Source organism: Candidatus Bealeia paramacronuclearis (assembly GCF_035607555.1).
In the GTDB taxonomy this organism is placed as follows: Bacteria; Pseudomonadota; Alphaproteobacteria; order UBA9655; family UBA9655; genus Bealeia; species Bealeia paramacronuclearis.
In genome coordinates this window covers 557,438-583,720 of sequence record NZ_JAVHWZ010000002.1, presented here as the reverse complement: position 1 = coordinate 583,720, position 26,283 = coordinate 557,438, and the positions used below count along the sequence as shown (strand labels likewise).

General features: G+C 43.6%; 26 protein-coding genes. 14 read left to right on the top strand and 12 right to left on the bottom strand.

The features are described 5' to 3' along the window. Positions 1–2: 2 nt before the first annotated feature. The 10 genes from ftsW (at position 3) to Bealeia2_RS07815 (ending at position 10,252) form a co-directional block, all read left to right on the top strand. Entirely contained in the window at positions 3–1,130 is a 1,128-nt protein-coding gene (ftsW, locus tag Bealeia2_RS07860) for a putative lipid II flippase FtsW (protein ID WP_331256493.1), read from the top strand. Further along, positions 1,127–2,260 (top strand): undecaprenyldiphospho-muramoylpentapeptide beta-N-acetylglucosaminyltransferase, encoded by a 1,134-nt coding sequence (murG, locus tag Bealeia2_RS07855; RefSeq protein WP_331256492.1) that lies wholly within the window; start codon positions 1,127–1,129, stop codon positions 2,258–2,260. Before ftsW ends, murG begins: the two co-directional genes overlap by 4 nt. Continuing rightward, positions 2,260–3,672 (top strand): UDP-N-acetylmuramate--L-alanine ligase, encoded by a 1,413-nt coding sequence (gene murC, locus Bealeia2_RS07850; RefSeq protein WP_331256491.1) that lies wholly within the window; start codon positions 2,260–2,262, stop codon positions 3,670–3,672. Before murG ends, murC begins: the two co-directional genes overlap by 1 nt. Beyond that, on the top strand, positions 3,673–4,614 hold the full coding sequence (gene murB / locus Bealeia2_RS07845; protein WP_331256490.1) for a UDP-N-acetylmuramate dehydrogenase: 942 nt from the start codon (positions 3,673–3,675) through the stop codon (positions 4,612–4,614). Then, entirely contained in the window at positions 4,611–5,540 is a 930-nt protein-coding gene (locus tag Bealeia2_RS07840) for a D-alanine--D-alanine ligase (RefSeq protein WP_331256489.1), read from the top strand. The genes murB and Bealeia2_RS07840 overlap by 4 nt, the downstream gene beginning before the upstream one ends. Positions 5,541–5,644: 104 nt before the next feature. Further along, positions 5,645–6,355, top strand: coding sequence for a cell division protein FtsQ/DivIB (locus Bealeia2_RS07835; protein WP_331256488.1), 711 nt, complete (start codon positions 5,645–5,647; stop codon positions 6,353–6,355). Positions 6,356–6,370: 15 nt separating this feature from the next. Beyond that, on the top strand, positions 6,371–7,627 hold the full coding sequence (gene ftsA / locus Bealeia2_RS07830; RefSeq protein WP_331256487.1) for a cell division protein FtsA: 1,257 nt from the start codon (positions 6,371–6,373) through the stop codon (positions 7,625–7,627). A gap of 172 nt (positions 7,628–7,799) precedes the next feature. Continuing rightward, the gene (tnpA, locus tag Bealeia2_RS07825; protein WP_331256486.1) at positions 7,800–8,246 is read left to right on the top strand and encodes an IS200/IS605 family transposase; all 447 of its coding nucleotides are present in this window, start codon (positions 7,800–7,802) and stop codon (positions 8,244–8,246) included. Between the two features lie 80 nt (positions 8,247–8,326). Beyond that, positions 8,327–9,823, top strand: a complete 1,497-nt coding sequence (locus Bealeia2_RS07820) for an ATP-binding protein (RefSeq protein ID WP_331256485.1) — start codon at positions 8,327–8,329, stop codon at positions 9,821–9,823. 6 nt (positions 9,824–9,829) lie between these two features. After that, the gene (locus tag Bealeia2_RS07815) at positions 9,830–10,252 is read left to right on the top strand and encodes a response regulator (protein WP_331256484.1); all 423 of its coding nucleotides are present in this window, start codon (positions 9,830–9,832) and stop codon (positions 10,250–10,252) included. A gap of 189 nt (positions 10,253–10,441) precedes the next feature. On the opposite strand, the gene Bealeia2_RS10590 is transcribed toward Bealeia2_RS07815, so the two are convergent. Together Bealeia2_RS10590 and Bealeia2_RS07810 are read right to left on the bottom strand one after the other, a co-directional pair. Further along, positions 10,442–10,687: a helix-turn-helix domain-containing protein gene (locus tag Bealeia2_RS10590; protein WP_414437870.1), complete on the bottom strand. Its 246-nt coding sequence runs from the start codon at positions 10,685–10,687 to the stop codon at positions 10,442–10,444. A gap of 253 nt (positions 10,688–10,940) precedes the next feature. Next, positions 10,941–11,522, bottom strand: coding sequence for a hypothetical protein (locus Bealeia2_RS07810; RefSeq protein WP_331256483.1), 582 nt, complete (start codon positions 11,520–11,522; stop codon positions 10,941–10,943). Positions 11,523–11,646: 124 nt separating this feature from the next. On the opposite strand from Bealeia2_RS07810, the gene hemB reads away from it, so the two are divergent. Together hemB and dksA are read left to right on the top strand one after the other, a co-directional pair. Next, positions 11,647–12,639 carry a porphobilinogen synthase gene (hemB, locus tag Bealeia2_RS07805; protein ID WP_414437869.1) on the top strand — a complete coding sequence of 331 codons (993 nt, stop codon included), beginning with the start codon at positions 11,647–11,649 and terminating at the stop codon, positions 12,637–12,639. Positions 12,640–12,914: 275 nt separating this feature from the next. Then, a complete protein-coding gene (gene dksA, locus Bealeia2_RS07800) occupies positions 12,915–13,328 on the top strand; it encodes an RNA polymerase-binding protein DksA (RefSeq protein ID WP_331256481.1) in 414 nt (137 codons plus the stop codon). Between the two features lie 2 nt (positions 13,329–13,330). Here dksA and Bealeia2_RS07795 read toward each other — a convergent pair whose 3' ends face one another. After that, positions 13,331–13,792 (bottom strand): S8 family peptidase, encoded by a 462-nt coding sequence (locus tag Bealeia2_RS07795; RefSeq protein ID WP_331256480.1) that lies wholly within the window; start codon positions 13,790–13,792, stop codon positions 13,331–13,333. A gap of 82 nt (positions 13,793–13,874) precedes the next feature. Here Bealeia2_RS07795 and Bealeia2_RS07790 point away from each other — a divergent pair, with 82 nt between their 5' ends. Next, positions 13,875–14,846, top strand: coding sequence for an IS701 family transposase (locus tag Bealeia2_RS07790; protein ID WP_422388038.1), 972 nt, complete (start codon positions 13,875–13,877; stop codon positions 14,844–14,846). On the opposite strand, the gene Bealeia2_RS07785 is transcribed toward Bealeia2_RS07790, so the two are convergent. From Bealeia2_RS07785 to Bealeia2_RS07775, 3 genes are all read right to left on the bottom strand, one after another. After that, complete coding sequence (locus Bealeia2_RS07785; RefSeq protein WP_331256479.1) at positions 14,830–15,450, bottom strand: S8 family peptidase; 621 nt, start codon at positions 15,448–15,450, stop codon at positions 14,830–14,832. The genes Bealeia2_RS07790 and Bealeia2_RS07785 overlap by 17 nt on opposite strands. 62 nt (positions 15,451–15,512) lie before the next feature. Continuing rightward, the gene (locus Bealeia2_RS07780; RefSeq protein ID WP_331256478.1) at positions 15,513–16,496 is read right to left on the bottom strand and encodes a bifunctional GNAT family N-acetyltransferase/(deoxy)nucleoside triphosphate pyrophosphohydrolase; all 984 of its coding nucleotides are present in this window, start codon (positions 16,494–16,496) and stop codon (positions 15,513–15,515) included. A gap of 42 nt (positions 16,497–16,538) precedes the next feature. Continuing rightward, the gene (locus tag Bealeia2_RS07775) at positions 16,539–17,249 is read right to left on the bottom strand and encodes a Bax inhibitor-1/YccA family protein (RefSeq protein ID WP_331256477.1); all 711 of its coding nucleotides are present in this window, start codon (positions 17,247–17,249) and stop codon (positions 16,539–16,541) included. 152 nt (positions 17,250–17,401) lie between these two features. On the opposite strand from Bealeia2_RS07775, the gene Bealeia2_RS07770 reads away from it, so the two are divergent. Then, positions 17,402–17,839 carry a host attachment protein gene (locus Bealeia2_RS07770; protein WP_331256476.1) on the top strand — a complete coding sequence of 146 codons (438 nt, stop codon included), beginning with the start codon at positions 17,402–17,404 and terminating at the stop codon, positions 17,837–17,839. Positions 17,840–17,926: 87 nt separating this feature from the next. On the opposite strand, the gene uvrB is transcribed toward Bealeia2_RS07770, so the two are convergent. Genes uvrB through Bealeia2_RS07740 form a run of 6 tightly spaced genes read right to left on the bottom strand, consistent with a single transcriptional unit; the run spans position 17,927 to position 26,224 of the window. Next, positions 17,927–19,981: an excinuclease ABC subunit UvrB gene (gene uvrB, locus Bealeia2_RS07765; RefSeq protein ID WP_331256475.1), complete on the bottom strand. Its 2,055-nt coding sequence runs from the start codon at positions 19,979–19,981 to the stop codon at positions 17,927–17,929. Beyond that, on the bottom strand, positions 19,978–21,591 hold the full coding sequence (locus Bealeia2_RS07760; RefSeq protein WP_331256474.1) for an ABC transporter ATP-binding protein: 1,614 nt from the start codon (positions 21,589–21,591) through the stop codon (positions 19,978–19,980). Before Bealeia2_RS07760 ends, uvrB begins: the two co-directional genes overlap by 4 nt. Further along, the gene (locus tag Bealeia2_RS07755) at positions 21,588–22,622 is read right to left on the bottom strand and encodes an ABC transporter permease (protein ID WP_331256473.1); all 1,035 of its coding nucleotides are present in this window, start codon (positions 22,620–22,622) and stop codon (positions 21,588–21,590) included. Before Bealeia2_RS07755 ends, Bealeia2_RS07760 begins: the two co-directional genes overlap by 4 nt. A gap of 2 nt (positions 22,623–22,624) precedes the next feature. Then, entirely contained in the window at positions 22,625–23,737 is a 1,113-nt protein-coding gene (locus tag Bealeia2_RS07750; protein WP_331256472.1) for a microcin C ABC transporter permease YejB, read from the bottom strand. Positions 23,738–23,755: 18 nt separating this feature from the next. Further along, complete coding sequence (locus Bealeia2_RS07745) at positions 23,756–25,651, bottom strand: extracellular solute-binding protein (RefSeq protein ID WP_331256471.1); 1,896 nt, start codon at positions 25,649–25,651, stop codon at positions 23,756–23,758. Between the two features lie 27 nt (positions 25,652–25,678). Then, on the bottom strand, positions 25,679–26,224 hold the full coding sequence (locus tag Bealeia2_RS07740) for a c-type cytochrome (RefSeq protein ID WP_331256470.1): 546 nt from the start codon (positions 26,222–26,224) through the stop codon (positions 25,679–25,681). Positions 26,225–26,283: the final 59 nt, after the last annotated feature.

Below are 26,283 nucleotides of genomic sequence, written 5' to 3'. Positions count from 1 at the left end.
TCATGCTCAGGTTTGAAAGGACAGATACCTCCCCCTTGGGACGTTGGTGGTGGACCGTTGATCGGTGGACCCTTGCGGCTGTGCTTTTATTAATGGGATTGGGTATTTTGCTGGTTTTAGCTGCAAGCCCTGCTGTGGCCCATCAGCACAATTGGAGCTCTTTTTATTTTGCCAAAAAACATCTCATCTTTTTGGCGCCAACAGTGTTTGTCCTTGTTGCCACATCTCTTCTCTCTCTGAAACAAATCAAAACGGCGGGCGTTATTGTTTTTGGGGGTGCGGTTTTATTATTGATCGCAACGCCTTTTGTGGGCATCGAGATTAAGGGAGCCCAAAGATGGATTGATTTGGGGGGATTTTCGATTCAGCCGTCTGAATTTGTCAAGCCGGCTTTTGCCATAGTTTCGGCCTGGATGTTTTCTCAAAAAGATGATGATCCCACGTTCCCGGGGAACTTAGTGTCCATTGGCCTTTATCTTTTGGTTGTGGGTCTTCTTTTGATTCAACCGGATTTAGGGATGACCGTTCTTATTACCGCCATGTGGCTGTGTCAGTTTTTCTTAGCGGGACTTCCTGTTTTTTGGATTATTTTGGGTGGTGCTAGCGGCGTTGGAGGATTGGTGGGGGCGTATTTTATGTTTCCTCACGTCTCACGGCGTATTGATCGTTTTTTAGAGCCTTCAGATGGTGCTGATAAATATGGGGATCGTTATCAAATCAATCAATCTTTGGAGGCTTTTTCCAATGGTGGATTCTTAGGTCAAGGGCCGGGGGAGGGGATTGTGAAACGCCATCTGCCTGATGCCCATGCCGATTTTATTTTTGCCGTGGCCGCTGAAGAATTTGGTATGATCTTGTGTTTAATTCTTGTCGTGATTTTTGGGCTTATCGTCATTCGCTCATTTAGTCGGATTTTTACGGAGCATAATCTTTTTGTGGTTTTGGCAGTTACAGGGCTCATCGTTCAATTTGGACTTCAGGCTATTATCAATATGGCCTCAACTTTAAGTTTGATGCCAACAAAGGGGATGACTTTGCCCTTTATTAGTTATGGAGGATCTTCCATGCTGGCGCTAGCTTTTGGCATGGGGATGATTCTTGCGCTCACACGGCGGAGGATCAGCGAATGACAAAGACGGCTCATGTTTTGGTAGCTGCAGGCGGCACAGGAGGACATTTGTTTCCCGCTATTGCACTTGCAGATAAAATGGAATCCGAAGGTTTTATTGTGACTTTTATGACGGACTCTCGGGGGAAAACTTTCGGGATTGATGCTGAAAAATTCAACGTTGTGACTATTGAGGCTGATCATTTCGTGGGTGGAGTTTTCAAAAAAATAGGCGCACTTTTTTCAAATGTGAAAGGATTTTTAAAAGCCTTTCGTGTTCTTTGGAAAACTAAGCCAGATGTTGTCATTGGCTTTGGCGGATATGCCTCTTTTCCCGCTTTGGTTTCGGCCGTGCTTCTCAAAATTCCAAGTATCATTCATCAGGCAGATGCATGCCTGGGGCGGACAAATCGCCTTTTGGCGCCTTATGTCACGCGGATTGCAACTTCTTATGAAACTGTAAAATTTCTAAAACCAGAATGGCAGCAAAAAGTTGTTCTGACGGGAATTCCTTTGCGTCAGGAGATTGAATCTCTGTACACTCAGCCTTATCCCCAATTAGAAAAAGACGGCATCTTTCAGATTCTTGTTATGGGGGGGAGTCAGGGGGCTCATGTTTTTGGGCAAGTGGTGCCTGAAGCTGTTAAATATTTGCCGCCAGATCATCAAAGACGACTTGTGATTTCTCAACAATGTCGTCCTGAGTATTTGAAAGATGTGCGAGAAGCCTATAAAACTTCAGCGGCTTCAGTTGAGCTTGCTCACTTTTTTGACGATATGCCGCTTCGCTATCGGGATGCACAATTGGTGATTGGCCGTTCTGGAGCTTCCAGTGTGAATGAAATTGCGTGCGCGGGAAGGCCTGCGATTTTTGTGCCTTATCCCCATGCAATGGACGATCATCAAACCTCAAATGCTGAGGCAGCCTTTGACGCAGGTGGTGCTTGGATTATGCCGCAAACCCTTTTTACAGCGGAAAAATTGGCAATCCTTTTAGAAGAATTTTTTGAAAGTTCTTGGAAATTAGCGGATGCCGCAGTAAATATGCATAAACTTGCACGACCTGATGCGACGGATCATCTCATAAGCCTTGTTAAAAGTCTGATGGCTTTTTCGCAAGTCGAACTTACGACAAAAGGAGAAGCCACTTGATGACAAAGATTGATTTATCATCCCTGAAGAAAGTTCATTTTATTGGCATTGGTGGCATTGGGATGAGTGGTCTTGCGAAGGTCTTGGCGGAATCAGGCATTAAAGTCAGCGGTAGTGATGTGGCTGAAGGTTATACACTGCCAGCATTGCGTAAACTGGGGGTGGCAGTATTTTTGACACATGAGGCCATCCAGATTGAGGATGCTGATCTTGTGGTTGTTTCAACAGCGGTTAAACCCGATAATCCTGAGCTTTTAAAAGCTCGAGAAACTGGCGTGCAAATTATTCATCGCTCAGAGATGCTTGCAATCTTAATGCAAAATCACACAACCATTACGATTTCAGGAACCCACGGAAAAACGACAACGACGTCTTTGATGGCGGCTGTCATTGAAGGGGCTGGTTTAAATCCAACCGTTGTGAATGGCGGCATTATTCACGCCTATGGTACTAATGCCAAAGCAGGGATGGGCGAGTGGTTTGTGGCGGAAGCCGATGAGTCCGATGGAAGTTTTTTAAACTTGCCTTCAAAATATGTGATTGTGACCAACATCGATCCTGAACACATGGATTATTACGGCACGGAAGATCGTCTTTATCAGGCTTTCACAGATTATATCAATCACATTCCAAAAGATGGAATTGCGGTTGTGTGCGGAGATCATCCGGGACTCCAAAAAATTATCGGAAAATGCACTTCCCGCGTTGTGACTTATGGGGAAGGATCTTCCAATCTGTATCGACTTCAAAATTGCAGAATGGATGGAAATGGGGCCACTTTTGATGTGGAACGGCCTTGTGGAAAAATGCTTAAAGATATTCATCTTCCGCTTTTAGGTAAGCACAATGTTTTGAACGCAATGTCGGTCATAGCGCTGTCCTCTGAAATTGGACTTTCCGACAACGCGATTGTAGCCCCCCTCGGGGATGTCAAAGGTGTTGATAGACGATTCACAAAAGTGGGTGAAGCGGGAGGGGTGATCATTATTGACGATTATGCCCATCATCCTGTCGAAATTGAAGCAGTCTTAAAATCGGCCCGACAGGTGAGTCAAGGTCAAGTGATCGCTGTCTTTCAAGCTCACCGTTATTCGCGATTGAATTCTCTTTTTGAGGATTTTGTCCAAGCGCTCATGACAGCTGATAAAGTGATTGTGGCTCCCATCTATAGCGCTGGTGAAATGCCGATTGCCAATTTGTGTCATAAGGCTTTTGCGGAAAAAATGATGGAAAAAGGTCACACTGCTGTTTATAGTATTGAAGATTATGACGAACTCCCTTCTCTGATTTCCAATATTAGTGCACCTCAAGACTATGTATTGTGTTTGGGGGCGGGAAGCATTTCCAAGTGGGCACGCATGTTGCCCCAAGATCTCGAACCCCTTTTTTTTCTGCATAGGGAATGTGCTTAAGTGACGTCACAAGAATTCCAACGTGATCTTTTGAAAAGACTCCCCAAAGTCAGGGGGAGGTATACGGTCCATGCGCCTTTATCTCAGGTGACGTGGTTTCGTGTTGGGGGTCCTGCGGAAGTTCTTTATAAGCCTGCAGATCTCCAAGATCTTCAATTTTTCTTGAGTACGTGTCCTTTAGATATACCTGTCACAACCTTGGGTGTGGGGTCAAATTTATTGGTTCGCGATGGTGGCGTTCCGGGTGTTGTCATTCGTATGGGCCAAGGATTTAATAATATCCATATTCATGAATCTTATATTCACGTAGGGGCGGCTGTTTTGGATCGCACCGTGGCCATGCTTGCTCAACAAAATGGAATTGCAGGTCTGGAATTTTTCTGTGGGATTCCCGGAACCGTTGGGGGAGCCTTGCGTATGAATGCGGGAGCTTATGGCGGCGATGTTTCCCAAATTCTTCAAAAAGCATTTGCGCTGGATCGTAATGGAAAATTGAGGGCTCTGAATCCTCAGGAAATTGGCCATAGTTATCGTTATTGTGATTTACCCAAAGATTGGATTTTTGTAGGCGCGCGCTTTTTGGGGAAAAAAGATAATCCTTTTGTCATTGAATCGCGTATGAAAACTATGTTGGCTTCTCGTGAGGAAACTCAGCCTGTTCATTCACGAACAGGGGGGAGTACATTTGCAAATCCTGAAGGCTTGAAAGCTTGGGAATTAATTGATAAAGCTGGTTGCCGTGGATTAACTGTTGGTGGTGCAAAGATGTCAGAGCTACATTGTAATTTTATGATTAATACGGGTTCGGCTTCGGCCTCTGATCTTGAGAGATTAGGAGAGGAGGTGCGCGTGCGCGTTAAGGAATCTTCAGGTGAAGATTTGCGGTGGGAAATTGAACGCATCGGCATTGAGGCGGCTTTAAAAAAGGCGGTGGCGGCATGAAACCCGTTGCAAAAAAACGAGTAGCAGTGCTCATGGGCGGATTTTCTGCAGAGCGCGAAGTATCTCTTTCAAGTGCTGAAGGCGCCATTAAGGCCCTTGAATCTTTGGGTCATGATGTTCGGCCCATTGATGTGACGCGTGATATCGCAAAGTTGATTCAAGATCTCACACCAAAACCAGATGTTGTTGTGAATATTCTCCATGGCCGTTGGGGCGAGGATGGGTGCGTTCAAGGGTTCCTTGAGATGATGGACATTCCTTATACACATTCGGGTGTTTTAGCTTCTGCCATTGCTATGAATAAAGTCTATGGACGGCACATGTGCGAGAAATCTGGAATTCAAGTGCCGCCTGGGAAAGTGGTCACACTTGAAGATTTTAAAAAGGGTGATCCTTTTCCACGCCCTTATGTCATTAAACCCATTGGAGAGGGTTCGAGTGTGGGCGTTCATATCGTGCGCGAAAAAGACAATTATTTGCCTACAGAGGACAATTGGACATTTGGGAGTGAAGTCCTTGTGGAAAAATATATTCCAGGGCGTGAAATTCAAGTTGCGGTCATTGGTGGTAAAGCGATTGGTGCCATTGAAATTCGTCCCAAAAATGGTTTTTATGATTATGAAGCCAAATATACAGATGGGAAAGCCGATCATTTGATGCCCGCCCCTATTCATCCAGAGGCTTATGCAAAAGTGATGCAAATGGCGGAAGATGCGCACCGTATCTTGGGATGTAAAGGTGTGAGCCGATCCGATTTTCGATATGATGATACGAAGGGGAAGCCCGGGGAGATGTATTTCCTGGAACTTAATTCTCAACCTGGTATGACGCCTTTGTCGTTGGTGCCAGAAATTGCAGCCTATCACGGCATCACCTATCCGCAATTGATGCAGTGGATGGTGGAGGATGCAACGTGCCATCGCTAAAAGTGAGATCTTCTCAATCTCGCAAAAAAGTCCCTTTGAGAAACAGCCCTTCAGTCGGTCTCTCCTCCTCAAAAACTATTGGATTAGGAATTTTTATGATGATTATGGGGGGTTCTATTTGGCAATGGGAATGTATTTCTTCCGCATTTTCAAATATGGTTGATCATATCGCTGGAAAGGGTGGACTCTCTCTGAGCGATGTGGCTGTGGAAGGACGCAATCAAGTCTCTTCGAACGATATTCTCAGTTGCCTTAATTTAAAGCGAGGCGAGACGCTGACCCAATTTAACCCCCATGAGACCAAAGCCTGTCTTGAGAAAAATCCATGGGTGCGGTCTGCAACCGTTATTCGTCAGTATCCCCAACAAATCCAAATCCAATTGGTAGAGCGTGAACCCATTGCCATTTGGCAGTACAAATCTGAGAACAAACTTTTGGATCGAGAGGGAGCCATTATTTTTCTTAAAGACGTTTCTCCCTATTCACACTTGATGATTGTAGCTGGTGAAAAAGCGCCTGAGAATTTGGGAGTCTTAAATGAGGCTTTGGCCAATTTTCCAGATGTAAAAGAACACATCAGTGCAGCAATTCATGTGCGGGGAAAACGGTGGGATCTTAAGATGAACAATGGAATGATCGTAAAGCTTCCAGAAGACCATATTGATAAGGCGCTCAATCAATTGCGAAAATTAGCAGACCAAAATCATCTTTGGGAAAGAGATTATTCCGTCCTTGATATGAGGCTACAAGATCAATTAATCTTAAAGCCAGCGAAGACTGAAAAGTCAAAACAACAACCCGAAAAAGACGTTTGAAAGCCAAATAAGGCCATGTTTAAGAAGACGAAACACCGTACTAAAGGGCGAGGTGGACTCATCGCAGCTGTTGATGTGGGCACGACGAAAGTCGCGTGTGCTATTGCCTCTGTCGATGATGCGGAGAAAATTCAGATTCGTGGGTTTGGTCTTCAGGAATCTCAGGGGCTAAAAGCCGGCGTTGTTGTGGATATGGATGCCGTTGAAAATTCACTAGTTCATGCGGTTCATGCTGCAGAGCAAATGGCTAAAGAGACAGTTAAAGAAATTTATGTGAATATTTCAGGGGCGCATTTGCGGTCTCATAATCTCAATATTAATGTCAATATTGCAGGACACGCTGTGGATGATGCGGACATGAAGCGGCTTTTAACGCAAGCGCGCATGCTCAAAGACCCACAAGCGCAAAAGGTGATTCATACACTGCCAACAACATACTCTATTGATGGGGCTCGTGGTATCCAAGATCCTCGCGGTATGTTCGGTGAAAAATTGGGTGTCAATGTTCATGTGATTACGGGGGCTATGGGGCCTATTTTTAATCTCATTCATTGTGTGGAGAGAAGTCATCTCGATATTGAAGCGCTCGTTGTCTCGCCATTTGCTTCAGGCCTTGCGACTTTGGTTGAGGACGAGAGAACTTTGGGCGTCACTTTAATTGATATGGGAGGCGGCACCACGAGCGTTGCCATTTTTCATGAAGGACAATTGCTTTATACAGATTCGATTCCTGTGGGCGGCAGTCATGTCACAAGTGACATTGCCCGGGGGCTTTCCACCACACTCGCGCATGCAGAACGGATCAAAACGCTTTATGGAAGTGCGACATCGTCTGTTTCTGATGAGCGTGATATGATAGTGGTTCCACAACTGGGCGAGGGGAGAGGCGGGGGCACGCAGCAGATTCCAAAATCCACCCTCATCAATATTATTCGCCCACGGATTGAAGAAACTTTTGACCTTATCAAACAGTGCCTCCGGAAATCTGGGGTAGATCATTTGATTGGACGTCGCCTTGTTCTCACAGGAGGGGCGAGTCAATTGGCTGGCATTCGAGAAGTTGCGGCCATGATGTTGGATAAAAGTGTCCGCTTGGGAAAACCCTATCGTGTGGCCAATCTGGATTTGGCGGAGGATGCTGCTTTTTCCACATGCGCGGGTCTGATTGCTTATGCTCATTATGGAGAACACGATATTCCACAGACAAAATCTTCAAAACCGAGGGTGGTGCCTCAGGCCTTTTTAGGGCGTATTCAGGGCTGGTTTCGGTAGAGTCATTTAATATCGTAAAAATATTAAAATCATTTTGGTTTTTTTACCGTTTTCCAATTTGATTGGGGCATGTTATTTTTAAATAATTTCCTTGATATAGACGATATTTATCCGCGCGAAAAAACCACGGGGCTAGCCCCGTGGATGTAGCGCTCCCCCAAGCCTTCTTGCTATGATGCGAAGTATGCAGATAAGGAAGCAAGGACACTGCGCCTACCAATGTGAGTATCACCTGGTGATTGTGAGCAAATATCGACGAAAGATATTGAATGAAGGTAGTTTTGCGTATTTCACAGAAGTGATGAATCAGATAAGGGAGAAGATGCCTGAAGTCATCATCCTAACGATGAATTATGATAAGGATCATATTCACTTACACCTATCTATTCCCCCTAAGATAAGAGTTAGCGATGCAGTTCGAACCATAAAGTCCATGAGCGGCAGATTGTTGAAGAAAAAATTCGAGTATATGAGAAAAGCTTATTGGGGCGTGGATGGTATTTGGTCAGATGGTTATTTTGTATCCACAGTTGGGGTAAATGAGTACGCGATCAAGCGCTATATAGAGCATCAAGGGCAAGAAGACTTGGGGCAAGCGCAGCTTGTACTCGGCCTATAGGCCGACCGGGATACCACGGGGCTTGCCCCGTGGAGTGTTCACTAAGAGGTGTTATCGAAAGGCTAAGACTAAGTGGAAACATGACAGAAGATAAACTCATACAGAATATTTCTCAAAAGCCAGATCGGGGTGTCTTGCGTTTTAACACGCAAGGAAAAATTACTTTTGTTTCTGGAGGCTTTCTTGCGTTCACGCACCAGCGGGAATCTGACATTCTAGGACAAAGCCTGAATCGTTTTCTAAAGCCAGAAGACTTTAAAAGGCATTTGAACTATGATATTAAACCATTAATTCAAAAAAAAGTGCCAATGGCGCGCTTTGTGAGCTCGTGGAAATCTCATGATGGGGATCCACTATTCCTTTCTTTTAAATGTTATCCTCCTGTTAGTGACTCTGGAAATATTATCAGTGCTGTTAAAAAAACAGAATGGGGATTTCAAGAGTTTCAGGATGTACCTCTTCAAGTTTGTCTGGAAAAGGCAATTCAGAGGGCTAAGGGTGTCTTTTGGTTGATGAAATTACCTTCATATAAATTTCAATATTTGAGTCCTAACTTAGAATCATTTTTTGAAATCAATGTGGAGGATTTTCTTTCTAATCCATCTTTGTTTTTGGATCGCGTCCACCCAGAGGATAGGAAATACATTCAAAAACTCTTCGATAGTCCGGGCAGTCATGATTTTCATAAATACGGTTTTCGTTACCGCATGAATGATGGGACGATTCGCTATATTATGAATTACCGATATGTTCTGGTGAATGCAGATGGTACTCCCTCAAGTATTTCGGGCGTTTTTCTGGATAGTACTGAATGGTACGAAGCTAATGAAAAAATAGCTTTGATGTCTTTAAGGGAGGGTTCTGAAAATCAGATGCTTCAAAAATCAAAGCTTATGCTTGATGAATTCATCAATTTTGTCGGTCATGACTTAAAAAGTCCTTTGCGGATTATTAATATGAATCGCCAGATTTTGGATCGCCATTATCGTGAACGACTGGATGAAGAGGGGCAAGAAATACTGAACTCATTGGGAAATGCAACTCAAAGAATGAATAATTTAATTGAAGGGATTTCTGAGTTTTCTGTGGTTATGGGTCAAACCGAGAATAATGAAATTATTGATATAAGTGAGTTTTTTCAAAACAGTATAATTCCATATTTTTTCCAAAACTATCCTCAGGGTAAATTAGAGGTGCATACGCAAGAATGCCTCAACATGAAAAAAGAGCACTTATTAGTGCTTTTTAAAAACCTCATTGATAATGGAAGTACATTTAATCATAACGTGCCTCATATTACAGTCCGATCAAAAATAATTAAATCAGGAACCATTTGTATGGTCAAAGATAACGGTGTTGGGGTGCCTGAAGCAGCATATCAAGAGGTTTTTCAAATGGGAAGGCAACTAAATGTATCAGAAAATGGAAAAGGTGTGGGAATGGGTTTGGCCGTGTGTAAAAGCGTTATGGATTTGTACAATGGTAAAATCTGGCTCCGCTCAAAAGAGGGCGATGGTACGACATTTTTTCTCTTTTTTCCCAATCCCACCTCACCAGAATCAACGCTTAAAAAGTGAGTGTTTATGAAATCAATTCTCTTTTATGTAGAAGGTTATATGGAAGAAATTGTTCTTTTGCGCTTTTTTCTAAAAAAATATTCAGAGCAGGTTGAGCTTATTAGCTTTGAAAATGGAATGGAATTTTTAAATTATCTCAGTCAAAATGTTGAAAACCTTCAGTTTGAAGGGAGGCAAAAAAAATACTGTATCCTTCTTGATCTTAATATTAACCATATGAATGGTTTTTATATTTTAAATAAAATTAAAAATTTTCAAAATGATGTTATTAAGGAAATGCCTGTTGTCATCTACAGCAGCTCAAGGCGTCCCTCTGATCGGACAAAAAGTCTAAACGAAGGGGCCTCACTCTTTATTGAAAAGCCATTCGATTACGATGAAATGGAGAAAAGTATGGAACTTTTATATAACAATTATCTCGCACCATAATTTTTAGTTCTCATCTTTGGAATGGTTTTCATAGTGAATATCGACCGTCAGTTCGATATTCTCCTTGTGAGGGAAAAGGGGCTCAACGATTGTGTTTTGATGTTTATACGCGCGAAAAAACCACGGGGCAAGCCCCGTGGTATCTCGTTGGCCTAAAGGCCAAGTTCAAGCTGCGCTTGCCTCATATCACTAATTATATGAGGGGCGCTTCATCCATGGGACAAGCCCCATGGTTTTATGCGCGTATAAAATATGAGATTTATCAGGGGGATAGACTCTGACACGTGGGTCGTGATTGCGTTTCAATTCCCGAGAAATTGTGGATTTATGAACCCCCAAAGTGTGAGCGATTTTTAATAGAGATTTACCTTCTGCATGCAGAAGGTAAATCTTAAAACGCTGGTCTTGCGTTAAATGACGATGTTTCTTTTTTATAGCAGCAGCACCTTAGCACACTGTTGCATTTCGTTCTTGAGGTTAGGCTTATTCTCCAGAATTGAACCCTATTGAGCATAAATGGGCACAATCTAAGAATATTCGAAAGAGACAACAATGTACAATCGATGAACTTTTTAAATTCAATCATTTATAATCATTTTATATCGCTTTGGCTATATCACCTGTTTTATTGCTGGAATAATGATTAAGATCTCGGAAGGTAAAATATTAAAATTTTATTTTTAAAGTATTATTCTTCTGATTTAATTGTAGAAATGGAGTTTTGTAAAAGGTCATTATTCGACCAAAGATCCCACGCCGACTTTATAATTTTTTCAATTGCCCTTGGATCCCTTAAATTATTGAGGTTTGCAATGGGCTTTTCACCAATCCCTTGAAAATAATCTACAGAGCACTCTACCAGTTCTGGAGTAGCCAAATTTCGAATTCCAAAAACAGTAAGATAGTTGTTAAGATTTAAAAACTTTTTTGATATTTCTATCAAAAGTTTTTTTCTTGCCTCTAACGTTGGTATTTTTTCTGATGTTGGGGTCAATTGAAAAAAAATCAAAATCTGACTGTAACGGTTTTCTATATCCGCGTTTCGCTGAATGTCATCTTGAGGAAGGTTTTTAAAAAGTATTTTAAAGGTTTTCACAAATAAATACTTATCAATAGCAGAATCAATTTCTTGTTCTTGTTTTTGAGAACTGGAAATTCTTTTTGAAAATTTCATAAGGATATGATTTTTTGCTTCTTCAATTTTTCCTTCAGCAACGAGTTGGCTCAGTTGACCTTTTCCAAAGAGCGCTGATATTTCAAAAATGATCAAGAAAACGAGAATCAAAGTAAGAACTCTCAAGGGAAAAACTCCATAAAAACGGGTTGTAATTTAATTCAAGGTGACGTTAAGTTGGATCCATAAATTCGTCAACAGGATGAGGATAAAATTGAGTTTGACTTTAGGGAAATTCCCACAAACGCGACTTCGGAGAAATCGTAAAGACGCCTGGTGTCGTGATTTGGTCGCAGAAACTCGCCTTTCAGTCAAAGACCTCGTGTGGCCAATTTTTGTATGCGAGGACAATCATCCTCGCGCAATTGACCCTCTTCCCGGCGTTGTGCGTTATAGCCTTGAAGAGCTTAAAAAAGTTGCAGAGTTTGCCCTTAAATCTGGCATTCCTGCCATCGATTTATTTAGTGCGACTCCTCAAGAGAAGAAATGTTCGGAAGGTTTGGAAGCTCTCAATCCTTGTAATTTACAAACGCAAGCGGTTCAGATGTTAAAATCTGAATTTCCAGAGCTTGGAATTATGACGGACATCGCTCTTGATGCGTATACAAGCCATGGCCATGATGGTGTCTTACGCGGGAATGATGTTGCCAATGATGAAACTTCAGAAATTCTCTCAAAAATGGCTGTGATGCACGCAGAAGCCGGCGTGGATGTGATCGCACCTTCCGATATGATGGATGGTCGTATTGGAACTATTCGACATGCACTGGATCGTGCTGGATTTCAACATGTGCGAATTTTGGCCTATTCGGCAAAATATGCCTCTGCTTTTTATGGACCCTTCCGTGATGCTTTGGGTTCGGCTCCTTCCTTAGGCAAAGGGGACAAAAAAACCTACCAAATGGATCCGGCCAATTTGCAAGAGGCCCTCCGCGAGGCTGCACAAGACATTCAAGAGGGTGCGGATATGATTATGGTCAAACCGGGACTTCCTTATCTTGATGTTATTCGTAAATTTAAAGACACCTTCCATATGCCCATTTTTGCCTATCATGTGAGTGGCGAATACGCGATGCTAAAAGCTGCGGCCCAGAATGGTTGGCTCGATTACAATCGCGCCCTTCTTGAGACAATGATCGCCTTCAAACGTGCGGGCGCTGATGGAATTCTCACCTATGCCGCGCCTGAGATTGTGAAATTGTTGAAGGATTAGGAGTCTTCATAAGTATCTTTACAGTGTTTTATCGGGGCAATATTGGCTGTGATGCGCAAATAAGAAAAATGCATTTTAGGAGGGAAAGACTTTACCCCCAAGGGGGTGGTGTAATTTAGTTTTTAAAATCAAGAAAATAATTCAGAATGACGATTTGGTGGCATGGTATTCTCTGTTTTTTGTGAGGTGGTCCTGTGAGGTCCGCACAAATGACTTGAATCCCAAATCTAGGAGTGATTTACTGTCGCATTCTTAATTGAACACGGGGGTTCCAAATGGTCCAAGCAACCATTCACTATCGTCCATCAGAAGACGAAGATTATATGAACGATTTGCAGCTGGAGTATTTTCGACAAAAGCTTTTGAAGTGGCGCGATGAGCTTTCGGAAGAATCTCTCAAAACACTTCATCATCTTCAGGAAGAACCTCATAATGAGCCGGATATTAATGATCGTGCCACAACCGAAACGGATCGCGCTTTAGAGCTTAGAACCCGCGATCGTGAGCGTAAATTGATCATTAAAATTGATGATGCGCTTGAGCGAATTCGTAATGGATCTTATGGGTATTGCGAAGAAACAGGAATTCCCATTGGGATCCCGCGCCTTGAAGCTCGCCCTATTGCAACGCTATGCCTTGAAGCACAAGAGCGTCATGAGCGCATGGAGCGCGTCCATCGGGACGAATAGGTCTATTCCGAAAGAATCATTCTCAAGTCCAAAATTCCTGCTCCATAGTAGTAGGGATTGAGGGCTTCCTTTGTCCCAAGAGCCATTTTTCGTGCGCTTTTTAAAAGCATTGCCACGAGGTCTTCTGGTGGCAAATCTGGATATTTTTCCTTCATCAACGCCAAAGCGCCTGCGACAAATGGGGCCGCCATGGAAGTTCCTGATAGATTTTCCGTTTGATTGTCGGGCGCCAATGAGGAAATCTCAAATCCTGGCGCTGTGATAAAATAAGGTAGATTTGTAGAAGATCTAAAAAATCCTGGGTAATTGCTAAAGGTTGAGAGTTTTTCAGGTTCTTTTTTGTCTCCAATAGAGCCCACTAAAATCATACGCCCCGCCATTTCGGGGCTATGGGCCAAAGTGATTAGGTCATAAAGATATCCATTTTGCGTCATGGAGCGGCTTTCGTTTCCAGCGGCAATCACAATAATTCACGAGTTACGCAGTTTGCAGGAGAAGAGAGAAGAGATAAGGTGAGAGGGAATATTTATTAAATGAGAAGAAATGATGTCTCGACACAAATGCACAAAATCACTTTATCGTTCATTTTTACAAGCCAGCAGTGTGCGCTATTCAGGGTTGGCACTTTCGGAGGTGTCACCGATTCCATTGTCGCATGACAGCGTCAATCGATGGTTGAGTTCTAGTGCATTGCGTCCGAGCGGAGTGTGGAATCTTACTCAATCTCTTATTAACAAGAAAGAACCTTGTTTTTTAGTATGTGACGATACAATTTTGGATAAAAATCGGAGCGAGAAGATAGAGCTTGTGCATTATCAGTATTCTGGGAATGCCCATGATGTTATTGCGGGGATAGGTCTTGTCAATTTGGTATGGCATGGCCTGAGGAGTCATGACTCTATTCCTGTTGATTATCGTATTTATGATAAAGCCAGCGATGGCAAAAGCAAGAATGACCATTTCAGGGAAATGTTAAAGCTGGCTCAAGACAGAGGGATAAATCCGGATGACGTGGTTGCAGACGCTTGGTACTCGAGCTTGAATAATCTGAAGGCCATTGAATCCATAGGCTGGACATGGGTGATGGGGTTGAAGAAAAACAGGAAAGTGAATCGTGGAGAAACTCTTGAAAAGCTGGACATTCCAGATGAAGGACTGAAAGTTCACTTACGCGGATATGGATGGATTACTGTTTTCCGGTTTGTTGCCAAAAACGGTCGCACGGATTATATCGGAACCAATAGGGATAATCCCTCTCGTGATCATATTGAACTGGTCATGAAATCGCGTTGGAAAATCGAAGTTTATCATCGGGAATTAAAGCAAACATGCGGTCTTGAACGCTGTCAGTCTCGCACGGGACGAGCCCAAAGAAATCATATATTTCTTGCCATTTCGGCTTGGATTCAAAGATTTAAAAGACGACTTGCTGGAGGCTTCTCTTTTTATCAGCAGCAGTGGGATGTTATTAAGCATGATATCTCTAGAGAAATAACAAAACTCATGTCTTTCGCTTAGATTCCCACCCTTTTGCTGCAAACTGCGTAACTCGTGTAATTTTTCCTGATTGTGCAAGATCAACGAGCGCTTGCGCCACATCCGGGCTAATCCATCTTCCTGAAAAACTTAATTGCATGGAAATATTCACAATGTGCGCGGGGCTTTTTTGAGCCAGGTTTAAACCTCGAACAAGAGATTTCTCGCCTCCTCTACCACCGATTTTAATGGGAATAAGTTTAGCATCCGGGGCCACTCCTTTGAATTTTCCTGAGGCATTACCTAAGATAATTCCCGAAACATGGGTTCCGTGACTTTGAAATTCATAATGTCCATTTTTATAAATAACGGACGTATCCGCATAAGGTAGGCGATCGTCAGTGTTGTATCTGTAAGGTAGAGTCTGGGATTTAAGTCCTAAGTGCTCAAGGTCAAATCCCTCATCAAGGACGGCCACAATAACATCTTTTCCCCTCCAGTTCTTTGAATGGGCCTCTTGGGCGCCAATGACTTCTAACGGTGTGGGCGCAAAAAAGTGGTTCCAAAGGTCGTTGTTTTTAAAAATAACAACAAGCCATCCCACTACAAACAATATATACCCGATTCGACTGATTAAACGTGACATTGGACCCTCATGTTTAAGACATGGGGAGCCTTATGCAAAAGCGCAAGAAGAAAATGAAATATTCATCCCCACAAACCTTGATTTTTCATTACAGCCCCCAATTTATGGAAAAGGGCGATATCGGCCGCAGGCGTAGGTATGTTTTCAAGATCCGAATAAGAAATCCAGGCCAGATTTTGACCTTCTTTGCCATGGAGATCTCCGCGCCATGTTGTGAGGGTGAAAAACGGCATCACCAGATGAAATTTGGGATAACGATAAGACGCAAATGTGAGGGGTTTTAAATCCTCATGGTGGACCTCAATTCCAAGTTCTTCGTGAAGTTCACGCGCGAGAGCGGCCTCTGGCGTCTCTCCGGATTCAATCTTTCCCCCTGGAAGTTCCCAAACGCCTGCCATAGATTTGCCCTGTGGACGCTCGGCCACAAGAAGCTTTTGGTCTTTCAAAATTGCGGCGGCAACAACCCAGACCACGGGGACGTCTTTGGCACAATAACGGGCCCAATAGTTTTCTCGTGTGAGTGCGTAATATTGTCCCAAATGTGCGGATTGGGTCGCGTTGGAATAAAGTTCTTTTTGAAAAGTTGGAAGACAGCCTCCCCCTTCAATAATTCTCACGGAGGCCGTATTTAAAGGCATGGCAGAAATTTCAAATTCAGGAATTTCACAAAAATCAAATAGAAAATGGATAAAGGATTGGAACGCTTCTTTCATGAATCCTTGCCCCCAAAAGGGCTCGCCCAGCCAATAACCTAGAGTGCCGTTCTCGTAAGAAATTATGCCCAAAAATTCATGAGAAGTCCTATTCAAAATGGAAAGGACGAGAGTTGGAGATCCGTCCTTCATCTCTCGGACTTTACGTTCAATAAAATCATGGGCATCTTGAAGCGAATAAGGATAAGGCATGCGCGCCAGGGTCTTTGAGACGTTATGATTATTGGCAAGTTTTGCGAGAGCTTTCGCATCGTTTTTATGAATGGGGCGCAACAAAAGACGCTCCGAGGCAAGTGGCAGGAACGGACGATTTTTTAGCATTTCAAATGTCATGGGAGTCTCAAAAAAAAGCCCCTTTCGGGGCTTTTGGTGTTGTTATCTACGATCCCCCAAAAGCCTTAAAAGACTGATGAAAAGGTTGATAAAGTCGAGATAGAGCCGTAATGCGCCAAAGATCGCCTGCTTGCCAGAAACTTCATCATCAAAGCCTTGAACATAACCTTCTTTGATCACTTGCGTATCATATGCGGTTAATCCTGTGAAGATGACGACGCCCCCAATGGAAATGAGAAATTGTAAGGGAGAACTTCCGACAAATATATTCACAACGCTGGCTAAAATAATGCCAATGAGACCCATAAACAAGAAAGAGCCCCAACCCGTCAAATCCTTTTGAGTTGTATAACCGTAAAGGCTCATGGCGCCAAAAGTTCCTGCAGTGATGAAGAAAACACGTGCAATGCTATCTCCTGTATAGGCTAAGAAAAGGATTGAAAACGCAACACCATTCAAGGTTGCATAGAGCCAGAAAACGGTTTGGGCCGTTGAAAAACTTATTTTATCAATGCGAAAGCTTAAGAAAAAGACAAGAGCAAGAGGGGCCAACATAAAAACCCACATCAAAGGCATCACCACGGCCAAAATGGCAGAGGTTGTGGCGCTTACAAAAGCCACGCCGCCGGTGAGACCCAAACCGAGCGCCATGTAGTTGTACACTTTAAGCATATAAGCCCTAAGGCCTGCATCATAACCGAGAGCGCTATCATTGGCCCTGCGGATAGTTTGATTCTCAAAACGATTTTTCATTATCGACTCCTTATTCTACATGTTAATATTGTACACATTTTCATCTCAAATAGCAAGGAAATCTCTGGTGGAGAAATTCGAGTCTGTTAACATATTCTTTAACATTTTAGATCATAATAAAAGAATAATAAGTTGAGAAAGGATGGTGGCTCATGAAAGGAAAAATTGTTTGGGTGCTTGTCGCAGATGGCGCCCGTGGGCGTTTTTTTCAGAAAAAACCTGAGGGAATTCTGCATATCGATGGATTTGATTTTGTCGCGGAAAATTTAAAAGATCAGGAATTGACCCACGATAAACCGGGTCGGGGCTTTGAAAGCGCCAATCCTGCGCGTCATGCATATCAACCTCGTGTAGACCCGCACGAAAATCAAAAAGTTCAATTTGCAAAACGTTTGTCTGAATTTGTGAACAAAGCGCGAGAAAAAGGTGAGTTTGATGAACTCGTTCTTGTGACACCACCTAAAATTTTAGGAGAATTGCGCAATCATTTGGGGAAAGACTCTCTTTCCAAAGTCACAAGTGAGATTGCCAAAGACGTAAGTAAATTCTCAGATCATGAGCTCAATCACTATTTGCAGGAAATGATGTAGGAAAAGGTATCCATAACAAGAAGAAAATTTCAGATCCTCAATTTGTTTGTTATGCTAACAATTGAGGGATGTGGGCCACATTCCTTATTACTTCCTAGGGCGTTGTTTTTTATTCGGCAGATAGGGACGCTTGATTGCATTTTCGGCAAGACCTAATTCACGGGCATCAATGGATTGGAGTTCATCGCGAAGACGAGCTGCCTCTTCAAACTCTAGCTCAGCTGCAGCATTGCGCATACGGCGCTCAATATCTTCTTTATAAGATTTGAGTTCTTTAGGCCCCATGATTTGGGTTGGATCTTCAGAGATGGAAACTGTCGTATGATCTTTTTCGTAAACACTCGAGAGAATATTGTGAATCGATTTTTTGATAGTTTCTGGTGTGATTTCGTTGGCTGCATTATAAGCTTGTTGTTTTTCCCGCCTGCGATTGGTTTCCTCAAGGGCTGCTTTGATGGAATTGGTGATGATATCGGCATATAAAATCGCACGCCCCTCCACATTACGGGCGGCGCGACCGATGGTTTGGATGAGAGAGGTTTTGGATCTTAAGAACCCTTCTTTGTCCGCATCGAGAATTGCAACGAGTCCACATTCGGGAATATCTAGTCCTTCGCGCAAAAGATTAATACCGATTAAAACATCGAAGATTCCAAGGCGTAAATCCCGGATGATTTCGATGCGTTCAAGCGTGTCTACATCCGAATGGACATAGCAAACCTTAATCCCCGCTTCTGATATATATTCGGTTAAAGCTTCAGCCATTTTTTTCGTGAGTGTTGTGACCAAAACGCGGAGTCCTTTTTTAACGGTCAATTGGCACTCTGCTATCAAATCTTCGATCTGTGATTCTACGGGACGAATAACGCACACAGGATCGATAAGGCCCGTGGGGCGAATAATTTGTTCGATGAAATGACCTTGGGTCGATTCAAGCTCCCAAGGACCTGGCGTTGCCGACACAAAAATTGTTTGAGGTCGCAAATGATCCCATTCCTCAAACTTGAGAGGGCGGTTGTCTGCACAAGAAGGGAGGCGAAATCCGTATTCGGAAAGGGTTCGTTTTCGCACAGCATCCCCCCGATACATCCCATTTAATTGAGGGACAGTCACATGGCTCTCGTCCACAATGACAAGGGCATCTTTGGGAAGATATTCAAATAGGGTTGGCGGTGGCTCGCCAGGGGCCCTTCCTGTTAAATAACGGGAGTAATTTTCAATGCCTGCACACATGCCGGTAACGGTCAGCATTTCAAGGTCAAAAGTGGTTCGTTGCTCAAGGCGTTGTGCTTCTAAAAGTCGCCCTTCGGAAGTGAGTTCTTCAAGGCGGGTTTTGAGATCCCGTTTGATGCCTTGAATGGCCTGATTCATGGTGGGCCCCGGGGTCACATAGTGGCTATTGGCATAAATTTTGATACTTTCGAGAGCAGATGTTTTTTGTCCCGTTAAAGGATCGACTTCGGTGATGGTTTCAACTTCATCTCCAAAAAGAGAAATCCGCCACGCCCGATCTTCATAATGGGAGGGGAAGACTTCAATGATGTCGCCTCTGGCGCGGAAAGTGCCGCGAGCAAAGCTGAGATCGTTGCGTTTATATTGCAGTTGTGTAAGCTCACGTAAAAAGCGATCACGGTCCAAAGTCATCCCCACCTTAAGGGTTAAGACCATCTGACTGTAGGTTTCAACAGATCCAATACCATAAATGCAAGACACGCTTGCGACAATGATGACGTCTTCCCGCTCGAGAAGGGCGCGGGTTGCGGAATGTCGCATGCGGTCAATTTGTTCGTTAATGGTTGCTTCTTTTTCGATGTAGGTGTCGGTTCGGGCGACATAGGCTTCTGGTTGATAGTAGTCGTAATAGGACACGAAATATTCAACAGCGTTATTGGGAAAGAACTCTTTCATCTCTCCATAAAGTTGAGCGGCCAAAGTTTTATTGGGGGCCAAAACAAGGGCAGGTCTTCGATAGTTTTGGATAACGTGGGCGATGGTAAATGTTTTCCCAGATCCCGTGACGCCTAAAAGAACTTGATTGCGTTCATTTTGTCGAAGCCCTTCCAAAAGTTCTTTAATGGCCTGGGGTTGATCACCTGCAGGTATGTAATCGGACTCGAGATGAAAGGGACTCTTTTCCGTCATGCGGCCTCAAGCTCAAAAGCGGCTTTAATTAACTTTTGAGTATAGACCTCTTGGGGGTGCTCGAAAATATCTTTTGCGGTGCCGCGTTCAACGACTTTGCCTTGACGCATCACAAGAACTTGGTGACTGATGGATTTTACGACGGCCAGATCATGGCTGATGAAAATATAGGCCAAATTATTTTTCTTCTGAATGTTTTTCAAAAGCGTCAAAACATCGAGTTGAACGGAACGATCGAGCGCAGATGTGGGCTCATCTAAAATAATAAGGCGAGGTTTTAAAGCGAGTGCTCGGGCAATCGCAATGCGTTGGCGTTGTCCTCCAGAAAACTCATGGGGGTAGCGGTGACGGATATCAGGATCCAATCCCACCTCACGTAAAGCCTCTATAACGAGATGTTCGCGAGCCTGAGGTGTTTTTCCAATTTTGTGAATCTCAAGCCCTTCGGCAATGATTTGCCCTATGCTCATCCGGGGGCTTAAAGATCCAAAGGGGTCTTGAAAAACGATTTGCATTTCCCGTCGGTAAGGGCGAAATTCTTTGTTTGAAAGATCCTGAATTTCCGTTCCTAAAAATTCGATGCGACCCTGGCATTTTTCAAGACGGAGAAGGGCCATCGCAAGTGTTGTTTTTCCAGATCCACTTTCGCCAACAATGCCCAAAGTATGCCCTGAACGGAGGGAGAAGGAGATATCATCAACGGCTTTAATTTCGCCAATCTTCTTTTTGAAAATACCACGACGGATATCAAAATAGACTTTGATATTTTCGCCCGTAAGAAGAAGCTCTTCATCCCCTTTGACGGGGACTGCGTGGCCTTGAGGATCAGAATCAATTAGCCGCTTTGTATAAGGATCTTGCGGATGGGAGAAGAGTTCTTGAGTTGCATTTTCTTCAACCTTGAGACCGTCTTTCATCACAACGACATCTTGAGCAATTTTTTGCACGACATGTAAATCATGGGTAATGAGAATAAGGCTCATTTTAAGACGTCCTTGAAGCTCTTTCAAAAGCTCAATGATCTGGGCTTGGATAGTCACATCCAAGGCTGTTGTCGGTTCATCCGCAATGAGAATTTCAGGATCGCAGGCCAAAGCCATGGCGATCATCACACGTTGACGTTGGCCGCCTGAAAGCTGGTGAGGATAGGATTTGAGGCGATCTCGTCCATCCGGGAATCCCGCCATCTCGAGAAGCTCAATGACCCGATGCGTAAGGGCCTCCCCATAAAGACCCTTGTGGAGACTTAACGTTTCGCCAATTTGTCGATCAATAGTGTGAAGGGGATTTAATGAAGTGAGGGGCTCTTGGAAAATCATGGAAATGCGATTGCCCCGAATGCTACGCAAAATATCTGTGGGGGCATTTAAAAGCTCTTGCCCATGAAATTGAATGCTGCCCTGGGGGTGGGACGCACGCGGATAGGGAAGAAGGCCCAAAACCGAAAGGGCGGTTACTGATTTACCCGATCCGCTCTCCCCCACAATTGCAAGTGTTTGCGCTTTTTTAAGTTCAAAAGAAACCCCTTGAACAGCATGAACGATATGTTTTCCAGAATGAAAATTTACGTGCAGATTATCAACAATCAAAAGTGGGGGGTGACGGCTCATTTTGTAGCCTTTCGGGGGTCAAAGGCATCGCGAACGGCCTCCCCAATAAAAATCAAAAGGGTCAACATGAGGGCTAAAACGAGGAAGGCGGTGATCCCAAGCCAAGGCGCATGGAGGTTGTTTTTGCCCTGATTCAACATTTCTCCCAAAGATGGCGATCCTAAAGGCAACCCAAATCCTAAGAAATCGAGAGAAGTTAATGTGGAGATGGAGGCGTTGAGAACGAAGGGCACCAACGTTAAAGTTGCAACCATGGCATTGGGAAGCACATGGCGATAGATAATTTTAGGAGTAGCCAGGCCCAAGGCACGGGCGGCTTTTACATATTCAAAATTACGGGCACGTAAGAATTCTGCGCGTACAACGCCCACAAGGGTCATCCAACTGAAAAGGAGCATTAATCCCAAAAGCCACCAAAAGTTGGGCTGGACGATACTGGCTAAAATAATGAGAAGAAAAAGGACCGGCATTCCCGCCCAAATTTCCATAAACCTTTGGAAAATAAGATCGGTGAGTCCGCCGAAATAACCTTGAACGGCGCCTGCGGTAACGCCAATGAGCGAGCTGAATAATGTAAGTGTGAGCCCAAAAAGAACCGAGATTCGAAATCCATAAATAAGGCGTGCAAAAACGTCGCGGCCTTGATCATCAGTTCCCAGCCAATTTTCCTTTGAGGGGGGAGCGGGAGCTGGAACGGGGAGATCAAAATTAACAGTATTATAACTATAGGGAATGGGAGGCCAAATGATCCATCCATGTTTGGTAATGAGGTCTTTGACGAAAGGGTCTCGATAATTGGCTTCTGTTTCAAATTCTCCATCAAATGTGGTTTCAGGATAGTTTACGAATACGGGATAATAAAATTGATCCTTATAAGATATCAAAAGTGGCTTGTCGTTGGAGACAAATTCGGCAAAAAGAGTGATGGTAAAAATCGACAGAAATATCCAAAGAGAATAAAAACCACGCTTATTTTTCTTGAACTGCTGAATGCGTCTTTGTGTAATTGGGTTGAAATGAAACCATCTCATGCTCAGCCCATCCTTTTTTCAAAGTCAATGCGAGGATCAATGAGGGTGTAGGTCAAATCGGAAATAATATGAAGCATAAGCCCTAAAAGAGAGAAAATATAAAGAGTACCAAAGACGACGGGATAGTCGCGGTTAATGGCCGATTCAAATCCCAAAAGCCCAAGGCCATCCAATGAAAAAATGACTTCTATCAAAAGAGACCCTGCAAAAAGAATGTGGATGAGGGCTGCAGGCATGCCGGCCACAACCACAAGCATCGCATTTCGAAAAATGTGACCAAAGAGAACTTGGCGTTCGGAAAGTCCTTTTGCACGAGCCGTCATGACGTATTGTTTATTGATTTCCTCAAGGAATGTATTTTTGGTGAGCAAAGTGAGGCTCGCAAAACCGCTGATCACAAGCGCTATGATTGGAAGCGTTAAATGCCAAAAATAATCGACGATCTTGCCCCAAAGGGAAAAATCGGCCCAATTGTCTGAAACCAACCCGCGTAGAGGAAAGATGTTCCAATAGCTTCCTCCAGCAAAAAGAATAATAAGGAGAATCGCAAACAAAAATCCAGGAATGGCATAGCCTACAATGACGATTCCACTGGTCCAAACATCAAATGGCGTTCCGTCTTTAATGGCTTTGCGAACGCCTAAGGGAATAGAGATGAGATAAATGAGAAGCGTTGTCCAAAGACCAATGGAAATGGAGACAGGCATTTTTTCAATAATGAGCCCGATGACGGAACGATCCTTAAAATAACTGTCGCCAAAATCAAACACAGCATAATTTTTAATCATAAGGATGAATCGCTCGAGCGGCGGTTTGTCAAATCCATAAAGCTTTTCAATTTCGGCAATGAACTCTGGATCAAGGCCTTGAGCACCCCGATATTTTGAGGGCGTCATACTGTTAAGGCTATCACCCACATGAAGATTACTTCCCGTATCTGACATGCCACCGCCGCTAATGCGTGCAGTTGCGTCCACGTCCGAGCCTCGGATTTTGGCAATCATCTGTTCAACAGGCCCCCCAGGGGCTGCTTGGATAATAATGAAGTTAATGACCAAGATCCCAAAAAGTGTTGGGATCATCAGAAGCAAGCGTCTGATTATATAACTTAGCATAGAGGAAACCGTCTTAGATTACGATTTTTTGCCAAGGTGCTTTTCCTTTTCGGGTACGACCCACCAGGTTGAAAAGCCAATGCCATCTTTGGGAGCAATTTGAGGGTGGTCAAATTTGTCCCAATAAGCAATACGGTTAATACCAGAATAATATCCATAGATTCCCAAATAGTTATGAATGAGGACACGGTCAAGTGCTTTTGTTGCAGTGACTAAATCTTTTCGGCTGGAAGCATTGATAACTGTCTCAATTAAAGAATCCACGGCGGGGCTTTTGATTCCGGGGTAATTAAAGCCACTGGGAACGTCAGATTTTGAGCTCCAATATGTGCGTTGTTCATTCCCAGGGCTTTCAGGCGCGGGATATGCCATAAGTGTCATATCAAAATCGAAATTATCCAATTGCTCCACGTATTGTGGGGTGGTGACGGTGCGAATGTCCATCGTAATTCCCAATTGTTGAAGATTGCGTTTAAGAGCCAAAGACACTCTTTCAAAAGCAGGGTCATGAATTAAAAATGTAAACTGAAAAGGTTTTCCGGTTCTTGTATTCACTCGCGCGCCATTTTTGATGACCCAACCCGCCTCTTCAAGAAGCTGATTTGCAATTTCAATATTCTTACGATTGCGCCCACTTCCATCCGTTGAGATGGGCTTGTACTCCTCCTTAAAGACGGAGTCTGGAATTTGTCCTTTTAAGGGCGTTAAAATAGTCAGTTCCTCTTCTGAGGGCATGCCCGTGGACGCGAGTTCTGAATTGTTAAAAAAGCTGTAACTGGATTTGTAAGAATTGAAAAAGAGATTCTTATTCACCCAATCAAAGTCCCAACTGTAAGAAAGTGCTTTTCGAACTTTGATGTCTTGAAAAAGAGGGTTTCTCAAATTGAATAAAAAGAGCTGCATGCCATTGGGAAGCTTGTGTGTGACCTCCTTTTTAATGACTTTGCCTTCTTTGAGTGCCGGAAAATCATATCCTGTGGCCCAATTTTTCGCGATGTTTTCAGATCTGAAGTCAAAGTCTCCTGATTGAAAAGCCTGAAATTGTACTGTCTCATCGCGATAGTAGGTGAATTTGACATCAAAGTTATTAAGCCCCGCTTGAGAGGGAAGGTCCTTAGCCCACCAATTGGGTGTAAGTGCATAAACGACTTCTCTACCGGGCTGAAAAGATTTGACAACATAAGGTCCGCAACCCAGGGGTATGGTCAAATCCGCTTTTGTAAAATCCTGTTTGGTATAAAAAGCCTTAGAGAGAATCGGCAATCCCCCCACAATTTGCGGAAGTTCACGATTGTTTTTGGAAAATGTGAATTTTACTGTTTGGGGATCAATGGACTCGGCTTTCACGACATCCTTATAATAAAGGGAGAACTGAGGAGATCCTTTGGTTTTTAATATGTCTAATGTAAAGACAACGTCATCAGCGCTCACAGGGCTTCCATCAGAAAATATGGCTTTAGGATTAAGGCGGTAGATCGCAAAGGTGCGGTCAGGGCTGACTTCAATGGACTGAGCAAGGTACGCATAGGAAGAGGCAGGTTCATCTTCGGATCCTTGTAAAAGAGAACAGTGAATGCCCGTAATTCCTGCGGCAGGGACACCTTTGGGAAGAAAAGCATTGAAGGTGTCAAATGATGATCCAACGGCAGAAAGGGTCACAAGGCCACCCTTGGGAGCATTGGGATTGACGTAGTCAAAATGCTTAAAATCTGAAGGGTACTTGAGATCCCCATAAATGGCAAAGCCGTGCGTGGGAAGTGGAGCCGCCGTTTCCTGAGATATCAGGGGGGCGGATAAGAAAAGTGAGGTGAGGAGGAGTGTGAGTGTTTTTTCAAATGCGTCATACTGAACTCGTTTCAGCATCTTTTCAAAAGACCCTGAAATAAAATCAGGATGACAATTTTTTAAGCCCATTCACACTTCTCCTTAAAAAACGTAACTTTATTTTGGCAATTCTGCAGGGCTATCCGACTTGGATCTTAAGTAAGCAATGACATCGGCGCGTTCTTTGGTATTGCTTAAGCCTGCAAAAGACATCTTAGTGCCTTTCACGAAAGCCTGAGGCTTGTAAAGAAACTCGCTGAGATCATCATAGGTCCACGTGCCACCTTTGGTCTTCATGGCTTCAGAATAAGCAAACCCTGGCATGTGGTCTTTAGGTCCATTGATAACACCCCAAAGGTTGGGTCCGACTTTAGCAGGTTCGCCTTTTTCAATAGTGTGGCACACGGCGCATTTTTTGAATATCTTCTCTCCATTCGCAAGATCAGCAGCTGCCAAAAGCGGCTTAATATCCTCAGGGCCTTTGGGTTGAGAATCACCAGCAGAGGCCGTGGCGCTTTGGGCCACACCTTCAATCACGAAAGCTTGTTGGTGTAATTTTTTCTCTTGATGCACAAACCTGTCGCCCGCAATATCGGCAACCTTTGCAGTTAAAAGTGCGATTAAAACCGCTGCGATGATTTTGTTAATCTCAAAGCCATCCATGTCATTATCCTCATCTTAATTTTTCCAGACACTATATAACGTGATTTCAAATGAGCATA

Excerpts from the sequence above, each read along its gene's own strand:
- ftsW (WP_331256493.1), top strand. The coding sequence starts at position 3 with ATGCTCAGGTTTGAAAGGACAGATACCTCCCCCTTGGGACGTTGGTGG.
- murG (WP_331256492.1), top strand. The coding sequence starts at position 1,127 with ATGACAAAGACGGCTCATGTTTTGGTAGCTGCAGGCGGCACAGGAGGA.
- murC (WP_331256491.1), top strand. The coding sequence starts at position 2,260 with ATGACAAAGATTGATTTATCATCCCTGAAGAAAGTTCATTTTATTGGC.
- Bealeia2_RS07840 (WP_331256489.1), top strand. The coding sequence starts at position 4,611 with ATGAAACCCGTTGCAAAAAAACGAGTAGCAGTGCTCATGGGCGGATTT.
- Bealeia2_RS07835 (WP_331256488.1), top strand. The coding sequence starts at position 5,645 with ATGGGGGGTTCTATTTGGCAATGGGAATGTATTTCTTCCGCATTTTCA.
- ftsA (WP_331256487.1), top strand. The coding sequence starts at position 6,371 with ATGTTTAAGAAGACGAAACACCGTACTAAAGGGCGAGGTGGACTCATC.
- tnpA (WP_331256486.1), top strand. The coding sequence starts at position 7,800 with ATGATGCGAAGTATGCAGATAAGGAAGCAAGGACACTGCGCCTACCAA.
- Bealeia2_RS07820 (WP_331256485.1), top strand. The coding sequence starts at position 8,327 with ATGACAGAAGATAAACTCATACAGAATATTTCTCAAAAGCCAGATCGG.
- Bealeia2_RS07815 (WP_331256484.1), top strand. The coding sequence starts at position 9,830 with ATGAAATCAATTCTCTTTTATGTAGAAGGTTATATGGAAGAAATTGTT.
- dksA (WP_331256481.1), top strand. The coding sequence starts at position 12,915 with ATGGTCCAAGCAACCATTCACTATCGTCCATCAGAAGACGAAGATTAT.
- Bealeia2_RS07790 (WP_422388038.1), top strand. The coding sequence starts at position 13,875 with ATGTCTCGACACAAATGCACAAAATCACTTTATCGTTCATTTTTACAA.
- Bealeia2_RS07785 (WP_331256479.1), bottom strand. The coding sequence starts at position 15,450 with ATGTCACGTTTAATCAGTCGAATCGGGTATATATTGTTTGTAGTGGGA.
- Bealeia2_RS07780 (WP_331256478.1), bottom strand. The coding sequence starts at position 16,496 with ATGACATTTGAAATGCTAAAAAATCGTCCGTTCCTGCCACTTGCCTCG.
- Bealeia2_RS07775 (WP_331256477.1), bottom strand. The coding sequence starts at position 17,249 with ATGAAAAATCGTTTTGAGAATCAAACTATCCGCAGGGCCAATGATAGC.
- Bealeia2_RS07770 (WP_331256476.1), top strand. The coding sequence starts at position 17,402 with ATGAAAGGAAAAATTGTTTGGGTGCTTGTCGCAGATGGCGCCCGTGGG.
- uvrB (WP_331256475.1), bottom strand. The coding sequence starts at position 19,981 with ATGACGGAAAAGAGTCCCTTTCATCTCGAGTCCGATTACATACCTGCA.
- Bealeia2_RS07760 (WP_331256474.1), bottom strand. The coding sequence starts at position 21,591 with ATGAGCCGTCACCCCCCACTTTTGATTGTTGATAATCTGCACGTAAAT.
- Bealeia2_RS07755 (WP_331256473.1), bottom strand. The coding sequence starts at position 22,622 with ATGAGATGGTTTCATTTCAACCCAATTACACAAAGACGCATTCAGCAG.
- Bealeia2_RS07750 (WP_331256472.1), bottom strand. The coding sequence starts at position 23,737 with ATGCTAAGTTATATAATCAGACGCTTGCTTCTGATGATCCCAACACTT.
- Bealeia2_RS07745 (WP_331256471.1), bottom strand. The coding sequence starts at position 25,651 with ATGGGCTTAAAAAATTGTCATCCTGATTTTATTTCAGGGTCTTTTGAA.
- Bealeia2_RS07740 (WP_331256470.1), bottom strand. The coding sequence starts at position 26,224 with ATGGATGGCTTTGAGATTAACAAAATCATCGCAGCGGTTTTAATCGCA.